We start from the raw sequence: 17,800 nt of genomic DNA, 5'->3' as shown, positions 1-17,800 counted from the left end.
CAACAGAATAGCCCAATCAAAAAATGATTGAGAAAAAAAACAGATTAAGACTGATGAAATTTGGGAGGCTCCCAGATAGAATTTACAATTTCCTTATGATGGAATACATTTTTATAAAAAACCGGACTTATCTCTGTCGGACGACCGGTCTTTTCAGTGCAATGAAAATCTAAAGCCGGACTGATGGTGAAAACCACCGAAAGAAGATTGCCGTGCGAAACAAAAGGCAGCCTCTGATCTTTATCATAATCGCTGTCTTTAACCGGATGATCATAATGGGTTTTCAGAAACGCAGTAAGAGACATTTCGGGATTAAGTTTCTTATGCTCCATATAATGTTCTATAAGAAGCGGCATTTTCAAAAGCTGATACAGTTCGGTTGTAGAAACCAAATACAGTGATAATAATAATATGGCAATCAGCTTTTTCACTACCCAAAATTATAAAATCTTTCATTAAGAATGATTTTAAATAAGTACTTTATATAGAAGTATTAACCAGATTTAATTCTAAGTAATATCCTGTAACTTGACTTTTAGAAATTCCTATAAAACTATTCTTAACTACTTATTTTTTTAAGTAAATTATACAAATCCAGACAGCAGAAACTGAAAGCATTGATTTTTATTTGCATAAAAAAAACCACCTGAAAGGTAGTTCTTTTGTTTGTGACCCGGCTGGGATTCGAACCCAGGACCCATACATTAAAAGTGTATTGCTCTACCAGCTGAGCTACCGAGTCGGCCATTATTTTTTTAAGTAATTTTGAAGTTTTAAAAATCTCAAAACACTAGTTTTCTTACTTGTGACCCGGCTGGGATTCGAACCCAGGACCCATACATTAAAAGTGTATTGCTCTACCAGCTGAGCTACCGAGTCGGCCACTTACTTTTTTAAGTAAATCCCTTTATTTAAGGGACTGCGAAGATAGTAATTTTTCTTTTAACTCCAACTTTTTTTATGTTTTTTATTCAATAAATTTTACTTTTCCTCTGAAGAAGCCGGATATGTCTGTGAATAGCCTTCAGCTCCACTCTAATCTCTTTCATGATAAGTGCTTGTTTATGAAATTACTTCCTCCCAAAACAGCATGTAAAATACCTTCACATGCTGTCAAACATAAATTTAAAGTCATTTTTGTAAGGCTACCACAAAAGAGGAGGTTTATCTCCGTTTTTATTCTCGGCATAATAAAGTGAGGGAAGAGCCTGCGCGAGATAAGTAAATTCACTGTAGCAATGTTCCATCAGCCCAAATCCAATTTCATCGGGAAGCTGATGATCACTATCCGCTGTTAAAGCTCCAAGAAAAAAATGACTTCTTAGAACGCATCCCTGTGACATATCTCTGACAATATGAAACATATAACCATCCAAAGGATCACCATTTATGTCTACAGGAGTATTTTCACCAAAACCGATTCTGGCATAAATAACAGCACTTACGTCTCCGTTGGCATAAGCCTGATGCAGAATAACGGAATCAAAAATGTCTGCGGGATCATGGAATTTAATGGTAGCTGATACCGGAGGTATATTTCCTAATGATTCTGTTGCATGAATGGTAGCTCCTATATAGTTTTCATTTTTAATCCATTGGCTGTCCCATCCTCCGTGTGCAACGTGATCCAGCGGATGCCACAACTTTAAATCTGCTGTAGTTTCAAAATAGGTAAACCACCAGTCCAGCATTTTACCTTTACAGTCGTGCAGCACATTTCTCATCGCCACATGAAGCATTCCGTTTTCAAGTCTCTGGATACCTGCTTCCATACGTACAGGCTTCGGAGATAGAAGAGCATTAATATTCTCCCGTACTAATTTTTCTGTTTCTATTGTCAATTCCATAATGAATAAGTTTTATGTATATGATTATTTTTCGATTAAAAATTCATGATAGAAGAAGGGATAAAATGCTGCTAAAAAATACATTCTTCTTTTATTCATAGAAATCTTTTAACCGCCAGACAAAGTTAGGCCGGGGCTGAATCAGTTGAGCTGTACTATTTTCTAATCCATTGGTACAATCCGGAAATGTTTATCGGAACTTAATATACATTGAAAGAATTTCAGGTGAGATGATGTTTTTTAAAATCCTCAGGAGTTCTGCCGGTGTGCTTTTTATAAAACCGGGAAAAATAGGCAGGATCTTCAAAATTCAGATCAAATGCAATTTCTTTGATGGTAAACTCTCCGCCAATCAACATCCTGTTTGCCTCTACCACTAGTCTTTCATGAAGGAGCTGAGTTAAGGTTCTATTCATTTTTTCTTTCAGGATCTGATTAATTCTTTTTTCGCTGATTCCCATTTTAGAGGAATAAAAATCTGCCTTACGTTCTGTCTTGTAATTTTCATCCATCAGAAGGATAAACTGATAGACGCGTTTCTGATTTAATTCCTGATTTAAAAAGTAGTCTTGATTCATCCGGATAAGATTCAGCAGAAATACTTTTAATAATGCCTTTATGATCAGATATGTTCCCATCGGATGGGTATATTCCTTCTCCAGTAGTCTTCTGATATTTTGAAGTGTTTCTCTCATACCAGGGCTCACACGAAACCCTGTATACTGTCCGTTCATATTAAAAAGGTTGAAAACATCCAATGCATATTCCTTATCATCTTCTTCCAGGTAATCTCTTTTAAAGGCAATCAGACAGCCTTTTTTATTCTCAAGATTGAGCTTTGAAAGACGATACAGCGGGATCAGGTACATATAATCCTCAGTTTCCGCTTCAGTATTTATAAGCCAAACTATTTCGAAAAACCCAGCACGCATAGGGTTTTCCTGATAATCTTCTGGAATATTGCCCAGTTCAAAAAAAATAAACTGTAAGGGATCAATCGGGTGAACAGATTTCATAGGTACAGTCGAATTTAATACGACTATACAAATATCTGCAATACTGTTGAATAAAAGGACCTGAAAGTGTTTTCCGGAATCAGGATTTCAGGAAAAATAATTGTAAAGTCTCCGGAAATCACGTAAGGAACTCCAAAGAATGTTTTTAGTGACTTTATCAGTCCGCCACTCAAATTCTGTATCGGAAGGCCTGCGACAAATGTGATGCTCTTATTTATTCATCGGATGCTATGAATTCTAAGGCTTTCTCTAATTCCGTTTCTTCAAAATATTTCTCTTTCAGGGCCGGATTGAACAAGTGCAAAACTTCATTTTCAATAGTAACCACCAATTTCATGAAATCCGAATGTGATACCACAGCGCAGCGTCCTATTTTTCCAAAGTGTTTAATTCCCCATAGTTCACCCTCAAAAAAACCTTTTAGCTTCATCTCTTTAAGCACCGACATGTCTTTGACTTTAATAAGTATATTAACATGCTGATATCCATTATTCAGTTTTTCCTCAAAAAGCTGCTCTATAAGCAATGCGTCAGCTTCTGTAAATGCGCCCAATATCTCCAGCGCAATTGCGTTATTCTTAAATTCTTTTATCTGATTTAACATAGTCTACTTATTTTTAATTGTTTATTTTCCACAGTACTTCTATAACAAAATTAAACAAATATCTGCATCTTAAAAAATTACGACCAGTATGGTTTATCATTTCGGGTAAAAACCATAATAACTATAGTCCTGTTGTCTGAGATGCATAGAAAAGCTGTTAAAAACTGATCTCTGGTGATAAAACTTGTCCGGAAGAAGCTCATAAACTTTAGAAACCCGACTGATTTTAATAATTCAGTTTTCATTCAGATTTTAATCCTATTTTTGAATAAAACTATTGTATGAAAATACTCGTTATCGAAGATGAAGCTGCACTGAGTAAAAGTATTATCACCTATTTAAAACAGGAGAACTATCTCTGTGAAGTAGCCACTAATTTCAATACCGCCATTGAGAAAGTAGATTCTTATGATTACGACTGTATTCTTCTCGACATTTCCCTTCCGGATGGTAATGGGCTCAACATTTTGAAAGCTTTAAAAGAAAATAATAAAACAGACGGAGTCATCATTATTTCAGCCAAAGATTCCATAGATGATAAAATAACCGGATTGCAGCTGGGAGCAGATGATTATATTCCCAAACCTTTTCATTTATCAGAATTAAGTGCCCGTATCGCTGCTGTTATCCGCCGTCGTAGATTTAACGGGGGAAATGTGCTGGTCTTTCACGAAATCACCATTGATACCCTTGCCAAAACAGTTACGGTTCATAACCAATTTGTTGATCTTACCCGAAAAGAATATGATCTGCTGCTCTATTTTACCATCAATAAAAACAGAGTGCTTTCCAAAACAGCCATTGCAGAGCATCTGTCCGGGGAAAATGCAGAAGTCTATGATAACTACGATTTTATCTATGCACATATTAAAAACCTGAAGAAAAAACTTAGCGCTGCCCAATGCAATGATTATTTAAAATCTCAGTACGGAATGGGGTATAAATTTGAATATTAAATGAAATTAATCAATTACATATCACGCCGTTATATTGTTTATGCCATCCTTATTTTATTGATAGCAATTCCTGTTTTTTACTTTTCTCTGCAGTATCTGATGCTGAAGAGTCTGGATGAAAGCATGAATCACCAGAAAGTATGGATAGAAAAACAACTCAGAACGACAATTCCCGATAATTTTATTTCCTTTGAAAACAGTATCATTGTACGTCCTTCCAGCAATCCTAAGATTTTTGATTCTATTTATAATAAGCCTGTTTTTATTCCTGATGATAATGAAACGGTAATGCACCGGATTCTGCTTTCCAATACCTTTGTCAATGGGAAACCTTATGAAATAAGAATCCAAAAATCCATGATCGAGGATGAAGATCTGCTTAATAGCATATTAATATTACAATTCATATTGGTAGCTGCTCTGCTGATTGGTTTGATGATTATTAATTTCCAGCTTTCCAAAAAATTATGGAAACCCTTTAATGATATCGTGAACAAGCTGAACTTATATCGTGTAGACAACGATGACAGTTACCGTTTTATGCCTACCCATATTGAAGAGTTCAACAATTTAGGAAATTCCATAAAAGATCTTACCAAACGGAATCAGAGACTCTATAAAACACAAAAAGAATTTACAGAAAATGCTTCCCACGAACTGCAAACGCCTATTGCAGTAATGCAAAGCAAACTCGAGTTACTGATGCAAACCAACCCTATCTCAAAGGATCAGGCTGAACTCATAGAAGAAATTGCCATCGCCGGAAATAAAATGCAACGTCTCAACCGTACTTTACTGCTTCTTACTAAAATTGAAAACAACCAGTTTCCGGCTACCGAAAAAATAGGAATTCAAACAATTATACAAAAACTGCTGGACCAATATGAGGAACCGGCACAACAAAAAGAACTTCAATGGAATCTCTCACTGGATCACGAAATTGAAATCACTGCCAATCCCATTCTCATTGACATTCTCATTGGAAATATACTGTCAAATGCCATAAGACATTCGGAAAACGGGCAGACTCTTTCTGTAAAAACAGAACAACGAAACCTCATCATTTCCAATCCCGCAAAAAAGGAATTAAATCATGAGGAACTATTCCAACGATTTAAAAAGCAATCCGAAAATACCCATAGTATAGGGCTCGGGCTGGAAATGAGTAAGAAAATCTGTGATCTGTATCAGTATGAAATTCAATACCATTTCACCAATCAACAGCATATGTTCAGTATTCATTTTCATTAATTTTTACGGATACTAAAAAAATTCAGTATCTCTACAGAATGTCTGCTGAATTTTACATCACTGATTAAAAATAATGTAAAATGAGAATAATAATTTTAACAATGCTGTTCACCACAGGATTAAGCAGCCTGACATTCGCACAACAGAAAAAAGAAAATCTGAAAGTTCCGCCCGCCGTGGAAAAAGCTTTTCAGAAAAGCCACCCAAACGTTAAAGCTAAATGGGAGAAAGAAGCTGATAAATATGAAGCCGGGTTTAAACAAAACGGCCATAAAATGAGTGAATTATATACTCCGGCAGGTACTTTGGAAGAAACAGAAGTTGAAATTGCAGCAAAGCAGCTTCCTGCATCCGTTTCAAAATACATTGTACAGCAAAAGTTAGGTAATATCAAAGAAGCGGCTAAGATCACAAAAGCTGACGGTTCGGTTCTATACGAAGCTGAAGTAAAATCAGGAGATGCTCTTTTCGATGCTAAAGGTAATTTTATCAAACTACAAAAGGATTAGAAGCATAGAATATAAATATTGATAAGAAACCGATTTTTTAATCGGTTTTTTTTGTTGAAAATAATCGGATCTAAAAAATTCAGAATCTCAACAGAATTGTTTTTCATCTTTGAACTAAGAATTTGAAATAGTCTGTATGAACACTTTCTGTACATATCCGGCTCGATGGCTTTTAGTTCTCATGGCCTCAGCACTTTGTTTTTCCGTAACAGTAAAAGCACAAACGGAACATAACCTGTCCTATTTCATCCAAACTGCTCAAAATAACAGCCCGTTACTCAATGATTACAATAATCAGATAGCCTCCAGCAAAATTGACAGTTTAAAATTAAAAGCAGCCTATGGCTTTATTGTCACCGGAGAAGCCAATGCAGGATATTCACCCAATATTAAAGGATGGGGATATGATAATGCATTAACCAACGGGCAGTCGCTATTCGCGGGACTAAGAGTGGCTAAAGAATTTATCAGCCGAAATAATCTGAATACAAGACTAAAAGCCTATAATGTAAGTATTGCACAGATTCTTGCCCAGAAAAATCTTAATATCCAGACTTTAAATAAACAGATTACAGATCAGTATATTGCAACCTATGCCAGCCAGCAGCGTTATGAGCTGAGCAGGGAAATTATCGGTTTACTTAATCAGGAAGATGTCATCTTAAAAAAACTGACCCAATCTTCTGTTTTCAAACAAACAGACTACCTGACCTTCAAAGTTACTTTACAACAAAACGAACTCACATTAGAGCAGCAGCAGGCAGACTGGCAGAGTAATTATGCACTACTCAATTATCTATGCGGTATTGTAGACATCCGGTTTCCGCGTCTGGATGCACCCAATATAGATACAGAACCTTCTCCTGTGGATTTTAAAGAAAGTGTATATGCACAAGCCTATAAAGCAGACAGTCTTAAGATAGCCAATGACAGTGAAATTATAAAATACAATTATAAGCCCAAGGTGACTGCGTTTTCTGACGGCGGATATCAGTCTTCATTTGCGCAGACTCCTTATAAAAATTTCGGATTAGGTCTTGGCCTCGGAGTTTCTATTCCCATTTATGATGGCCATCAAAAGAAAATGATGCTGCAGCAAAATCAGCTGGCTTTACAAACCCGCCAAAAGTATTTGGAGCAAACTCAAAGACAGTATCAGCAGCAGATTTTTCAGATCCGGAATCAAATGGAGCAATACCATACCATGCTAAAAACGGCCAATCAACAAATTGACTACGCCAAAACTCTGGTAGAAGCCAATGCAAAACAATTGCCGACGGGAGATGTAAGAATGGTAGATTTCATTTTATCCATCAATAATCTGCTTAATCTCAAAGGCAATATTATACAGTACAATGCTACTCTATTCAATTTACGAAACCAAATGCAATATTTAATCCTCCAATAGCCATGCAAAAATTATTTTTTCTGATCGTAATAAGTATTTCCCTACTGAGTTGTAAAAAAAATAATACAGCGGGTACGGAAGAAGCTAAACCGGAGGCAAAGCCTAAAACGGAAGTCAGTATTGCTTATCCTTCTGACACTATTCAACTGAATAATGAGATTACCTTAAATGCTACAGCAAGTTATCTGCTGAAATCAGATGCAAAAGCCAATAGTACAGGTTATATTACCAATATGACCGTGCGGCTTGGAGACCGGGTAAACCGGGGCGCTGTCCTTTTCGGATTACAGACCAAAGAAGCACGGGCATTGGGTAATACCATTAATAAACTGGATCAATCCTTCAGATTTAGCGGAACAACATCTGTGGTAAGTCCGGCAACAGGATATGTTGTGATGCTGAATCACCAAATCGGAGATTATGTACAGGACGGAGAAATTTTGGCCACAATTACGGATGCTTCCAGTTTCGGTTTTGTGGTAGATGTTCCTTATGAATATCTACAGCTGATAAAAAGCCAAAGCTCATTAACCGTGAAACTGCCTGACGGAAACAACCTGGCCGCACGAATAGCCAAGATAATGCCTTCCGTAGACCCCGTATCACAAACCGTAAAAGTTTTGCTTCAGGTACCTAACAACAATATTCCTGAAAATCTAATCGGCACGGTTACGTTTTCAAAATCCACCGCTTATGGTCTGACAGTTCCTAAAATGGCCATCTTAAGTGATGAAACCCAATCGTCCTTTTGGGTGATGAAAATGACCAATGATACGACAGCAGTAAAAGTTCCCATTGTAAAAGGAGCCGAAACTGATCAATATATCCAAATAAAATCCGGTAATCTTACCACCAAAGACAAGGTAATTACGTCCGGAAACTTTGGACTGAGCGATACCGCATTCGTGAAAATTAAAAAATCCTGATCCGATGAAAAAGTCATTTTTTGTAACCTACAGAAGTCCTTTGCTGATTCTGGTTGTACTGATACTTACGGGGGGGATTTATTCTTATACGAAAATACAGTCTGCGCTGTTTCCTCAGGTCACTTTTCCGAAAATAAAAATCATTGCAGATGTAGGACAACAGCCTATCAGCCAAATGACTGTAGGTGTCACTAAAGTCCTGGAAAATGCAGTAAAGAAAGTACCCGACCTGCAGCTTCTCAGAAGTACCACCAACCGGGGAAGTTGTGAGATTTCGGCATTTATGTCCTGGAATGTGAATGTTGACTTAGCAAAACAGCAGGTAGAAAGCAGTATTAATGAAGTAAGAAATCAGCTTCCACCTGAAACCAATATCACGGTAGAAAAGATGAATCCTTCTATTCTTCCGGTCATAGGATATTCCTTAAATTCTGACAGTAAAGACCCTATAGCTCTTAAACAGCTTGCTCTGTATACCATTAAACCATTTCTCTCCCAGGTTCCGGGCGTCAGTGAAATAAGGGTCATCGGCGGACAGGATAAAGAGTTCCGGGTACTGATGAATCAACAGACGATGGCTCGTTTAGGCATTACTTCTACAAGTGTTGAACAGGCCATTAACAGTACCAATTTCATTAAATCGAACGGATATTCCTCTGATTTCAGATATCTGTATCTTACCCTTACCGATGCGCAAATCCGTAATGAAGAACAGCTGAAAAATCTGGTGGTAAGCAATAATGGTAAACGTATTGTTTTACTACGTGATATTGCCGAAATTACTATTCACAATGCCAAACAATACATTAAAGTAAATGCCAACGGAAAAGAAAGTATCCTGATAGCGATTATCCAGCAGCCTAATGCTAATGTGGTGGATCTTACCAAAGCAATGAATGCTAAGATTAATGATCTTCAGAAAACACTGACAAAAGATGTGGTCTTAAAACCTTACTATGTGCAGGCAGATTTTGTCAATGACTCTATAAAAAGTGTAACGGATGCACTATGGATAGGACTTTTATTAGCCATAATCGTTGCTGTGATCTTCCTCCGTTCATGGAAAGCAAGTGCCGTGATACTGATTACAATCCCTATCACATTAAGCCTTACCATGCTGGTTTTATATGCAATAGGCCAAACATTCAATATCATGACCCTTGGAGCAATAGCAGCTGCCATCGGATTAATTATAGATGACGCTATTGTTGTCGTAGAGCAAATACACCGTACCCATGAAGAACACCCTGAAGAATCATCCAGAACTTTAGTACAAAAAGCCATCAACTATCTGCTGAAAGCAATGGTAGGTTCTTCCCTCAGTACCATAGTTATCTTTTTACCCTTCATATTGATGAGCGGTGTTGCCGGGGCTTATTTTAAAGTAATGACCAACACGATGATCATTACTTTAGTCTGTTCATTTTTTGCGACCTGGGTCTTATTGCCTGTGGTATATTTACTTCTTTCTTCAGGAAAAACAAAAGAAAAAAACCTTCAGCATCATGACGTAAAGGAGAGAAAATGGGTAGGCTTTTTTATCAGAAAACCGATCTTCAGTTATCTCTTTATTGCATTCCTCATCATCATTACAGCAATTATTTTACCTAACATCAGCACAGGTTTTTTGCCGGAAATGGATGAAGGAAGTATTGTTCTGGATTATAAATCACCTCCGGGAACCTCTTTGGAAGAAACGGACCGGGAGCTAAAAATAGTGGAAAAGATCATTGTTGCAAATCCGAATGTTTCCGCATACAGCAGAAGAACAGGTACCCAAATGGGTTTCTTTATCACGGAACCCAACACAGGAGATTATCTGATCCAGCTTAAAAAGGACCGAAATAAAACGACCAATGAGGTAACTGATGAAATTCGCTCCAAAATAGAAATTTCAGGACTTCCTTTAACCGTTGACTTCGGACAAGTGATTTCAGATATGCTGGGAGACCTTATGAGCAGTGTACAGCCTATTGAAATTAAGATTTTCGGTACGGATCAGAAAATGATTCAAGGCTACTCTAAAAAAATAGCGGATATTGTAGGAAAAGTGAATGGTACCGCCGATGTATTCGATGGAATCGTTATTGCAGGCCCCTCCATCATCGTTACCCCAAAGCTTCCTGTTTTAGCTCAATATCAAATTCCTTTACCTGATTTTCAGAGCCAGCTTCAGGCTAACCTGGATGGGAATGTCGCCGGAAATATTTTTGATCAGGTTCAGTTTACTCCTATCAGATTGTTGTATAACAGCAGAACCAACCAGTCTTTAACTGATATCAACAACAGTATGATTTCTCTGCCCAACGGAACCTTGAAGCCTTTAAGTGAGTTTGCAACTGTTGACATCACCAGTGGCTCCGCAGAGGTCAACAGGGAAGATCTCCAAACGCTGGGCATTGTAACGGCAAGACTGGACAATGGTGACTTAGGAGGAACAATCAAAGAAATTCAAAAACAGATTGATCAAAAAGTCAAGCTTCCGGCAGGTTATTCTATTGTATACGGTGGCGCATATGCAGAACAGCAGAGATCTTTCAGAGAGCTTTTGATTATCCTTGGAATTTCCAGCTTACTGGTTTTTTCCGTTATGCTTTTTTTATTCCGAAATCTAACCGTGGCCTCTCTTATTTTAGGAATTTCTGTTTTGGGAATTTCAGGGGGAGTTCTCCTTCTGTATCTCACCCATACTCCCTTGAATGTAGGAAGTTATACCGGACTGATTATGATGGTAGGAATCATTGGAGAAAATGCCATTTTCACTTATTTACAATTTCACGAAAGCCTTAGTAACAAAACAAAAGAACAGGCTGTTATATATGCTATCAGCACAAGACTTCGTCCCAAACTGATGACTGCATTAGGAGCTATCATCGCTTTAATGCCTCTTGCATTGGGCATTGGTACGGGTGCGCAAATGCATCAGCCTTTAGCCATTGCTGTAATCGGAGGTTTTCTGGTTGCTCTGCCGCTCCTGCTTATCGTATTTCCAACTTTATTAAACAAAATTCAATTAAAATCTACTGAAGAATGAAGCTCTTAATCTTTCTGTTACTGCCTACAGTACTATTTGCTCAAAAAGACAGCATCAATATTATAAAAGGAGACAGCATCGCTGCCACTACCGCGGCTCATTATATCGCCAAAGACAGCATCTTGACACCAACTCCTTTTAAATTAAAGCCTAAACAATTTATCATCCCGGGTGCACTCATTACCTATGGCATACTGGCTACAACAACCCATTCATTTAAAAAGATCAATTTTGATACCCGCGACGAAATCATGGAAGACCACCCCACTTTCCGGACCACGATTGATAATTACTCCCAATTTGCTCCCGGAGCTGCTGTTTTCGCTCTTCAGGCTTTTGGAATAAAAGGGGAAAGTTCCATCAAAAAAGAACTGATTGTATACGCCATGTCGATAGGTATTTCCACTGCCATTGTAGTTCCTACCAAAAGATTAACCCGTCAGGAAAGACCGGACCTCAGCAATGATCAGTCTTTTCCTTCGGGACATACTGCTATTGCATTTGCTTCTGCCGAATTTCTTCGCAGAGAATATTGGAATACCTCTCCATGGATCGGGGTAGCCGGATATGCCGTAGCGGCAGGAACAGGAATTCTCAGAATGTATAATAATAAGCACTGGCTGGGAGATGTTGCTGCAGGTGCAGGTGTCGGAATTATATCCACCACTCTGTCATATTGGCTTTATGATAAGATTCACATAGGCAGAAAAAATAAAAATAATCAGGCTTTTCTGTTTCCGGGGTATGTCAATAAACAGTTTTCTATTGGTCTTGTTAAACAATTTTAACAGAGAATCTGCTTCAATTTTTTGAAGATATCTTACTTATAAACAATAATAAATCCAGTACAACCCTCAAAAATAAACAAATTTAACCACTGATTATTAATCATTTACGTACCTTTATAAAAAAACTGATCTATGATACCCCAAAGAATTCTGTGCTCATTTATTCTTGTAACTCTTTCATTATTCAGTTCAGGAATGTATTCTCAGCGTATAAAACATCTTGATGGTTCTTCTATTCAGCCTCATCAGCTGGATCTTGTCATCAAAAAATTAATGGATACGGCAAAAGTTACCGGATTATCCATAGCTGTCTTTAATCATAATAAACCTGTTTATATTCGTAGTTTCGGATATGCCGATCTCTCGAAACAGCAAAAAACGGACACGGCCACCATTTACTGGAGCTGCTCTTTAAGCAAGACCGTATTCTCCTATATTGTTTTAAAAATGAGGGATAAAGGAATGATCAATTTAGATACTCCCTTGGTTAAATATCTGAAAAAGCCTCTCTACGACTATACATTTACCAAAAAAACCCGTGGATATCAGGATATAAAAGGAGATAGAAGATTTGAGAAGATCACGGCAAGAATGTGTCTGGATCATACCACGGGATTTCCTAATTACCGCGGGTTTGAGCCTGATGGAAAATTGGTTATTAAATATGACCCGGGAACCCGGTACAGTTATTCGGGAGAAGGGATGTATCTTTTACAGTTTGTGCTGGAACAGATTACCGGAAAAGACTTTGAAACGATAGCCCAGGAAGAAGTTTTTCGCCCTTTACATATGAAAAACACCAGCTATGTATGGCAGGAAGCTTTTAACAAAAATCATAATATAGGCTATGATTCTTTACAAAAACCTTATGAATTTGATGAAAGAACTTCACCTCATGCAGCCGGATCCATGTATACCACCATTAATGACTTTTCAGCTTTTTATACTGCCTTATTGCAGAAAAAGGAAATTTCAAAAAAAAGCATCCGGGAAATGTTCACTCCGCAGATTCCTGTACTTTCCAGGCAACAGTTTGGTCCTAATGCGTTAATAGATGATAAAACACGATCTGACACGCCTCTCTTTTACGGTTTGGGAGTAGGTCTTTTAAAAACGCCCTATGGATATGCTTTTTTTAAGGAGGGACACAGCGAAGGATGGGGACATTATTCGATTGGATTTCCGGACAAAGGTATTGCCGCCATTGTCATGACCAACAGTGATAACGGAGAAAGTATTTTTAAATCTCTGCTTGAAAAAGCTATTGGCAACATCTATACTCCCTGGTATTGGGAAAATATTATACCGTTTGATCAAAAACAAAAACTTTACAAAAAGTAAGTTTACCCCTGTTTTTTATATGAATTGATAATAATTCTCTTTTATGACTCATCCCAGATAATACATGTGGTATTTTTTGATAAAAAAAATCAATAATTTGGTTTACTCTTTGCTGTCTCAGATTAAAATAAGCAAAAACTATCATTACTAACCTGTAAAATTTTGAGACATGATAATAAGTGAAGATTTATTATTAGCCTATGGAGCAAATTATGAAACCTTTAATACCCATGATACCATATTTTTAGAAGGAAATTTGCCCAAGTATTATTTTCAGATTACACATGGAATTGTTGAACTTAACAATTATCACGAAGACGGAAAAGAATTTATTCAGAACATTCTGTCAGACGGGCAAAGTTTTGGTGAATCTTTTTTATTTGATGACAAAGCATATCCTACAAATGCAACCGCTAAAACACCCTGTACGATCATTAAGTTAGCTAAATCAGATTTTTTTAATTTGCTCAACCAAAATTCAGAGGTTTCGTCCCGGATGTTTAAATGTCTTGCTGACCGGTTATATTATAAATATGTCATGTTGTTTAATGTTTCATCACCGGATCCCATGCTTAAAATTAAAACAGTAATGGACTGCCTTAAAGGAAATGATGACAACAGCAAATATTCATTTCAGGTACCGCTTACCAGACAACAATTGGCAAACCTGACAGGGTTACGCGTAGAGACCGTCATCAGAACCATCAAAAAAATGCATAACAGCAACCTGCTTAAACTTGAAAAAAGAAAGATATTTTATTGATAGAACTAAACAAAAATCAGGGAAGGAGTAGTTTATGAACCATTTTTATTTCCATTATGATTCAGATCATGATAACGATATCAGTGAATACATATATTTGAGAATACTAAAATTTCCATCTTTACTTTTTACCCGAGACTTTATAAACCTTCCATGATGTGGAAGGTTTATTGTTTCCATGCAGCAATATGAGCCAAATCATAAGAAGGTACTTGATCTTGGATTATTTTTGTAACACATGTAATCATGTAAGAGCGATTACAGACGTGTTTAAAAAGTTTATTTTGGAATGGCCTCTCCTATTAGCGGGAGGTTTTCTTTTTGATCCTGTGAAAAGGGCTTTCTCAGGAGATCAGACGATTCTACTTTGGGAACATCCTGTATTTGGAAAAAGCATCAGCCAGATTTGTGAAAACACCGTCCAATAGGGATTTATTTTCAACAGCTACCCAATATACACAGATCATATAAATTGTGACCTATTTTGATTTTTTTGTTTTAGTTTCTCAACTGGCGGAGGGAAAAATACCTTTTTTATTAAATAAACTGTATTTTTCGATTAAAAACACTATCCCTGCAAAGAATCTTTGCAGGGATAGTGTTTACTCACCCCAACGATTAAATCCGGGGTTTCCCGTATCTTCCAGGGGACAAGTATCGTTCGTTAACCTTGCTTTCCGGGCCACAACACAGCCACAGCTTTTGCAAGTCTGTTTATCTTCATTTTTCTTTAAACTGATTTTGTATACCAATTGATCGGGGGCTTCTTCTAATTGGTCGCACGAAGCACAAGCCGCCAGTCGTTTGTTATACACCTCTTCCGTTACGGTAGAAAAACCAACCAAACCCCATTTCCACATCGATTTTCCTAGCTTTTCAATCAATTGCAGGTTGGTATAGCCGCTTTGCTTTTTTTCTTGCGGTACAACTGTTTTCGGACGGTAATAGGCCCGTTGGGCTAATAGCATATTTATCAATTCAGGACTTCTACGAGCCAGTAATAAATTCCGTGCATAATCTTCATCTTCAAGTGCGGCATATAACACCCCTTCCGGAACAGGTTTCGACGATCCCAAAATTTCGCTAAAACGCATACAAGCCTCATTAATATCAGTCATTTCTTTTAGTTCATTCAGTTCCATAGATTCAATTTTTTAGTTAAAAATCGCGGTCGGCGAGATTACCGGCCGCGATAGTAATCGTCTCTTTTAGATTTTAAAAGAAATAGATCGTTGTTGTAAATCAATTGTTGATCCGTTATACGAACGAACATTCGTCGATGTGGTCAACGTATATTCAACACCACGTTTAATTTCGGCGGCAATTTCCACCACAGGAATATTGGTTTTGGCCACAACACTATCGATACGGGCATCCGGATCGAGTGTAAAATCGTGGTAGCTGGAAGCCGAAGCCGGATTAACAAGATCGTTAAATTCCAACTGAATAAGTCCCATCGCGTGAATCAGACTACTGCGAACCTGTTCGGTCATCATGTCTCGTTGATTTTTATCCGAAACATCAGGGAATAAAAAGTTCAGGTCGGTATTCACGGTAAAGTCCGGAGAAACCTCGCCATCAACAGTCACCTCTTTGTTTTGTATCAACAAACGGAATGCGTTTTCCGATGCTGCTTCGTCAATATCCTGACTCACAAAGCTAAATGCCCCTACCATTGGCGGGAATGCTTTAACATCTACAACTTTCAATCCACCGGCTGTTGGACCTCCTATTCCATCAGGTGGGAAATCCATTGCTTTACCCGCATCCAGTGCGTCGAAACGTGTATCTACTGTAGGCTTATACGGATCGTTTGTATACTCCTGATTTTCGGGCGAAATATATTTAAACAACGAAGTATCCAATTGTTTAATTCCAGGATTGTACATGGTTCCGAAATTTTTCCCGAAATAAATATCCATTAGGAAACCGATACTGTAATAATCGGCCATAGCCACTGAAGTCCAGCCATTAGCCCCGGTCGGATTCGATTTTTGAAGCGTCGAAATCATATGCGCCAATATAAACGATAATCCTTCCTGATCCATTCCTTTTAAACGCGTTAAACCACCCGTTAATACCACATATTGCATGTCCATCAGTACAAAAGCATATGCATTAGGCGTTACGTTTGACTGATCGTAATAGAAATTGATTTCCGGGAAAAACCCTTTAAACAAACGCAATACATATTTTATTAGCGAGCTGTTCATTCCAATATCTTCAAAACTCCAACGCGGTGCATTATTGTACACATCCGCTGCCTGAGCATCGTCCAGATATGCTGCTGCTGTATTCGGAACAGTAATCGAACGTTCGCCATGCAGATAGAATTTTTGTGGACGCTGTACTTTTTCTCTTCTTCCGTCGCTTAATGCCGTAATATGCATTACACCATAGTATTCTTTCGATAATTGCGAATACTTTTTCTCGTATTCTTCCGAACCGATTTTAGGCAGTTCTTTATGGTCTTCCATTGCCCCCATATCGATAAGTTGACCCGAATTGGCCTGTAAGGTAAAATCGCCCGAGACAACCCCTTCCGACAATAACAAGTGTCCGTCTATAACGCCATCGAAAGCAGCAGCAGTAGAAATATGATGCACTCCACCTATATATTCTCCGATACTGATTTCGTGAATCGGCACCGCGTCGCCCCACTCATTTACCAATTCGTCCACACCCGGAACCAACCGATCACTACGTTTTAATTTTCCGGTACTCATTAAAAACAACTGATCCGGAGTTACAATAATCTGACGATCGTCGTCGCCAAAGTGCATATATACCATGGCCGACTGATGTCCGTCTGGCCCGGTACCCATACTATATGCCACTTTTCCGGTATTCCATTTCAATGATCCTGTTGCCAGTGATGCCGTTAATACCTCATCTCCCGTTTGAAAATACTCAATCGTTTTGAATCCTGTCGGAATAGCAATTTTGGTACCGTTCGCATAACACGAACAACAACAGAAACACGTTAATGCATAATAGCTATCGCCTTGCTTAGTACAAGCCCGTCCCCGTTTGGTACTATAATCCGATGGATTGTCGATGTTCAAACAAACACCACTCGGATAAGGATATAATACATTTTTAGGAACACAATCCGGAATTGGGTTTCCATTCACGTCTTTACAGTTACATAAAGCGTGTGCCTGAGGCGAAAAATCGCCGTAATCCTGACAGTGACGGTCTGGACAAATCAAGGCAAACGGCTTACTCGCCGAAAAGCTATCGGTTTCCAGATTGTCTTCTGTAACCTGTTTGTTTGGCCCTGTCCAGATTACCTGATTTACTTCTTTTGCGTTAGGGTCAAGGTTCGCCCTAATTGATGTTACGCATTCTTCCCAT

Annotated in this window: 16 protein-coding genes and 2 tRNA genes; 10 read left to right on the top strand and 8 right to left on the bottom strand. The window is 38.0% G+C overall.

Features of this window, described 5'->3' with window-relative positions:
• Positions 1-44 precede the first annotated feature (44 nt).
• From JO178_RS15885 to JO178_RS15860, 6 genes are all read right to left on the bottom strand, one after another.
• Positions 45-431 carry a hypothetical protein gene (locus JO178_RS15885; protein ID WP_291938019.1) on the bottom strand — a complete coding sequence of 129 codons (387 nt, stop codon included), beginning with the start codon at positions 429-431 and terminating at the stop codon, positions 45-47.
• Between the two features lie 238 nt (positions 432-669).
• Positions 670-742 (bottom strand) — tRNA-Lys (locus JO178_RS15880).
• Positions 743-806: 64 nt separating this feature from the next.
• Positions 807-879 (bottom strand) — tRNA-Lys (locus JO178_RS15875).
• Positions 880-1,145: 266 nt separating this feature from the next.
• Entirely contained in the window at positions 1,146-1,847 is a 702-nt protein-coding gene (locus tag JO178_RS15870) for a hypothetical protein (RefSeq protein WP_291938016.1), read from the bottom strand.
• 221 nt (positions 1,848-2,068) lie between these two features.
• Positions 2,069-2,863, bottom strand: a complete 795-nt coding sequence (locus JO178_RS15865) for a helix-turn-helix domain-containing protein (RefSeq protein WP_291938015.1) — start codon at positions 2,861-2,863, stop codon at positions 2,069-2,071.
• Positions 2,864-3,077: 214 nt separating this feature from the next.
• Positions 3,078-3,467, bottom strand: a complete 390-nt coding sequence (locus JO178_RS15860; RefSeq protein ID WP_291938013.1) for an STAS/SEC14 domain-containing protein — start codon at positions 3,465-3,467, stop codon at positions 3,078-3,080.
• A gap of 281 nt (positions 3,468-3,748) precedes the next feature.
• Here JO178_RS15860 and JO178_RS15855 point away from each other — a divergent pair, with 281 nt between their 5' ends.
• From JO178_RS15855 to JO178_RS15810, 10 genes are all read left to right on the top strand, one after another.
• The gene (locus JO178_RS15855; protein WP_291938010.1) at positions 3,749-4,423 is read left to right on the top strand and encodes a response regulator transcription factor; all 675 of its coding nucleotides are present in this window, start codon (positions 3,749-3,751) and stop codon (positions 4,421-4,423) included.
• Entirely contained in the window at positions 4,424-5,674 is a 1,251-nt protein-coding gene (locus JO178_RS15850) for a HAMP domain-containing sensor histidine kinase (protein WP_291938008.1), read from the top strand.
• A gap of 80 nt (positions 5,675-5,754) precedes the next feature.
• Positions 5,755-6,183, top strand: a complete 429-nt coding sequence (locus JO178_RS15845) for a hypothetical protein (RefSeq protein ID WP_291938006.1) — start codon at positions 5,755-5,757, stop codon at positions 6,181-6,183.
• Between the two features lie 136 nt (positions 6,184-6,319).
• The gene (locus tag JO178_RS15840; protein WP_291938003.1) at positions 6,320-7,591 is read left to right on the top strand and encodes a TolC family protein; all 1,272 of its coding nucleotides are present in this window, start codon (positions 6,320-6,322) and stop codon (positions 7,589-7,591) included.
• Positions 7,592-7,593: 2 nt separating this feature from the next.
• Positions 7,594-8,517, top strand: coding sequence for an efflux RND transporter periplasmic adaptor subunit (locus tag JO178_RS15835; protein ID WP_291938001.1), 924 nt, complete (start codon positions 7,594-7,596; stop codon positions 8,515-8,517).
• 4 nt (positions 8,518-8,521) lie between these two features.
• On the top strand, positions 8,522-11,551 hold the full coding sequence (locus JO178_RS15830; protein WP_291937999.1) for an efflux RND transporter permease subunit: 3,030 nt from the start codon (positions 8,522-8,524) through the stop codon (positions 11,549-11,551).
• A complete protein-coding gene (locus tag JO178_RS15825; RefSeq protein WP_291937997.1) occupies positions 11,548-12,339 on the top strand; it encodes a phosphatase PAP2 family protein in 792 nt (263 codons plus the stop codon). The genes JO178_RS15830 and JO178_RS15825 overlap by 4 nt, the downstream gene beginning before the upstream one ends.
• A gap of 132 nt (positions 12,340-12,471) precedes the next feature.
• Complete coding sequence (locus tag JO178_RS15820) at positions 12,472-13,680, top strand: serine hydrolase domain-containing protein (protein ID WP_291937995.1); 1,209 nt, start codon at positions 12,472-12,474, stop codon at positions 13,678-13,680.
• A 169-nt stretch (positions 13,681-13,849) separates the two neighbouring features.
• Entirely contained in the window at positions 13,850-14,443 is a 594-nt protein-coding gene (locus JO178_RS15815; RefSeq protein WP_291937993.1) for a Crp/Fnr family transcriptional regulator, read from the top strand.
• 284 nt (positions 14,444-14,727) lie between these two features.
• Positions 14,728-14,871, top strand: a complete 144-nt coding sequence (locus tag JO178_RS15810) for a hypothetical protein (protein WP_291937991.1) — start codon at positions 14,728-14,730, stop codon at positions 14,869-14,871.
• A 174-nt stretch (positions 14,872-15,045) separates the two neighbouring features.
• On the opposite strand, the gene JO178_RS15805 is transcribed toward JO178_RS15810, so the two are convergent.
• Both JO178_RS15805 and JO178_RS15800 read right to left on the bottom strand, forming a co-directional pair.
• Complete coding sequence (locus JO178_RS15805; RefSeq protein WP_291937989.1) at positions 15,046-15,585, bottom strand: hypothetical protein; 540 nt, start codon at positions 15,583-15,585, stop codon at positions 15,046-15,048.
• Positions 15,586-15,651: 66 nt separating this feature from the next.
• Positions 15,652-17,655, bottom strand: coding sequence for a Hint domain-containing protein (locus tag JO178_RS15800; protein ID WP_291937987.1), 2,004 nt, complete (start codon positions 17,653-17,655; stop codon positions 15,652-15,654).
• Between the last annotated feature and the right edge of the window lie 145 nt (positions 17,656-17,800).

The sequence above is a fragment of the Chryseobacterium sp. genome (genome assembly GCF_019236175.1).
Taxonomy (GTDB): domain Bacteria; phylum Bacteroidota; class Bacteroidia; order Flavobacteriales; family Weeksellaceae; genus Chryseobacterium.
The sequence above is the reverse complement of the archived record's forward strand: the minus strand, read 5'-3'. Positions and strand labels throughout refer to the sequence as shown.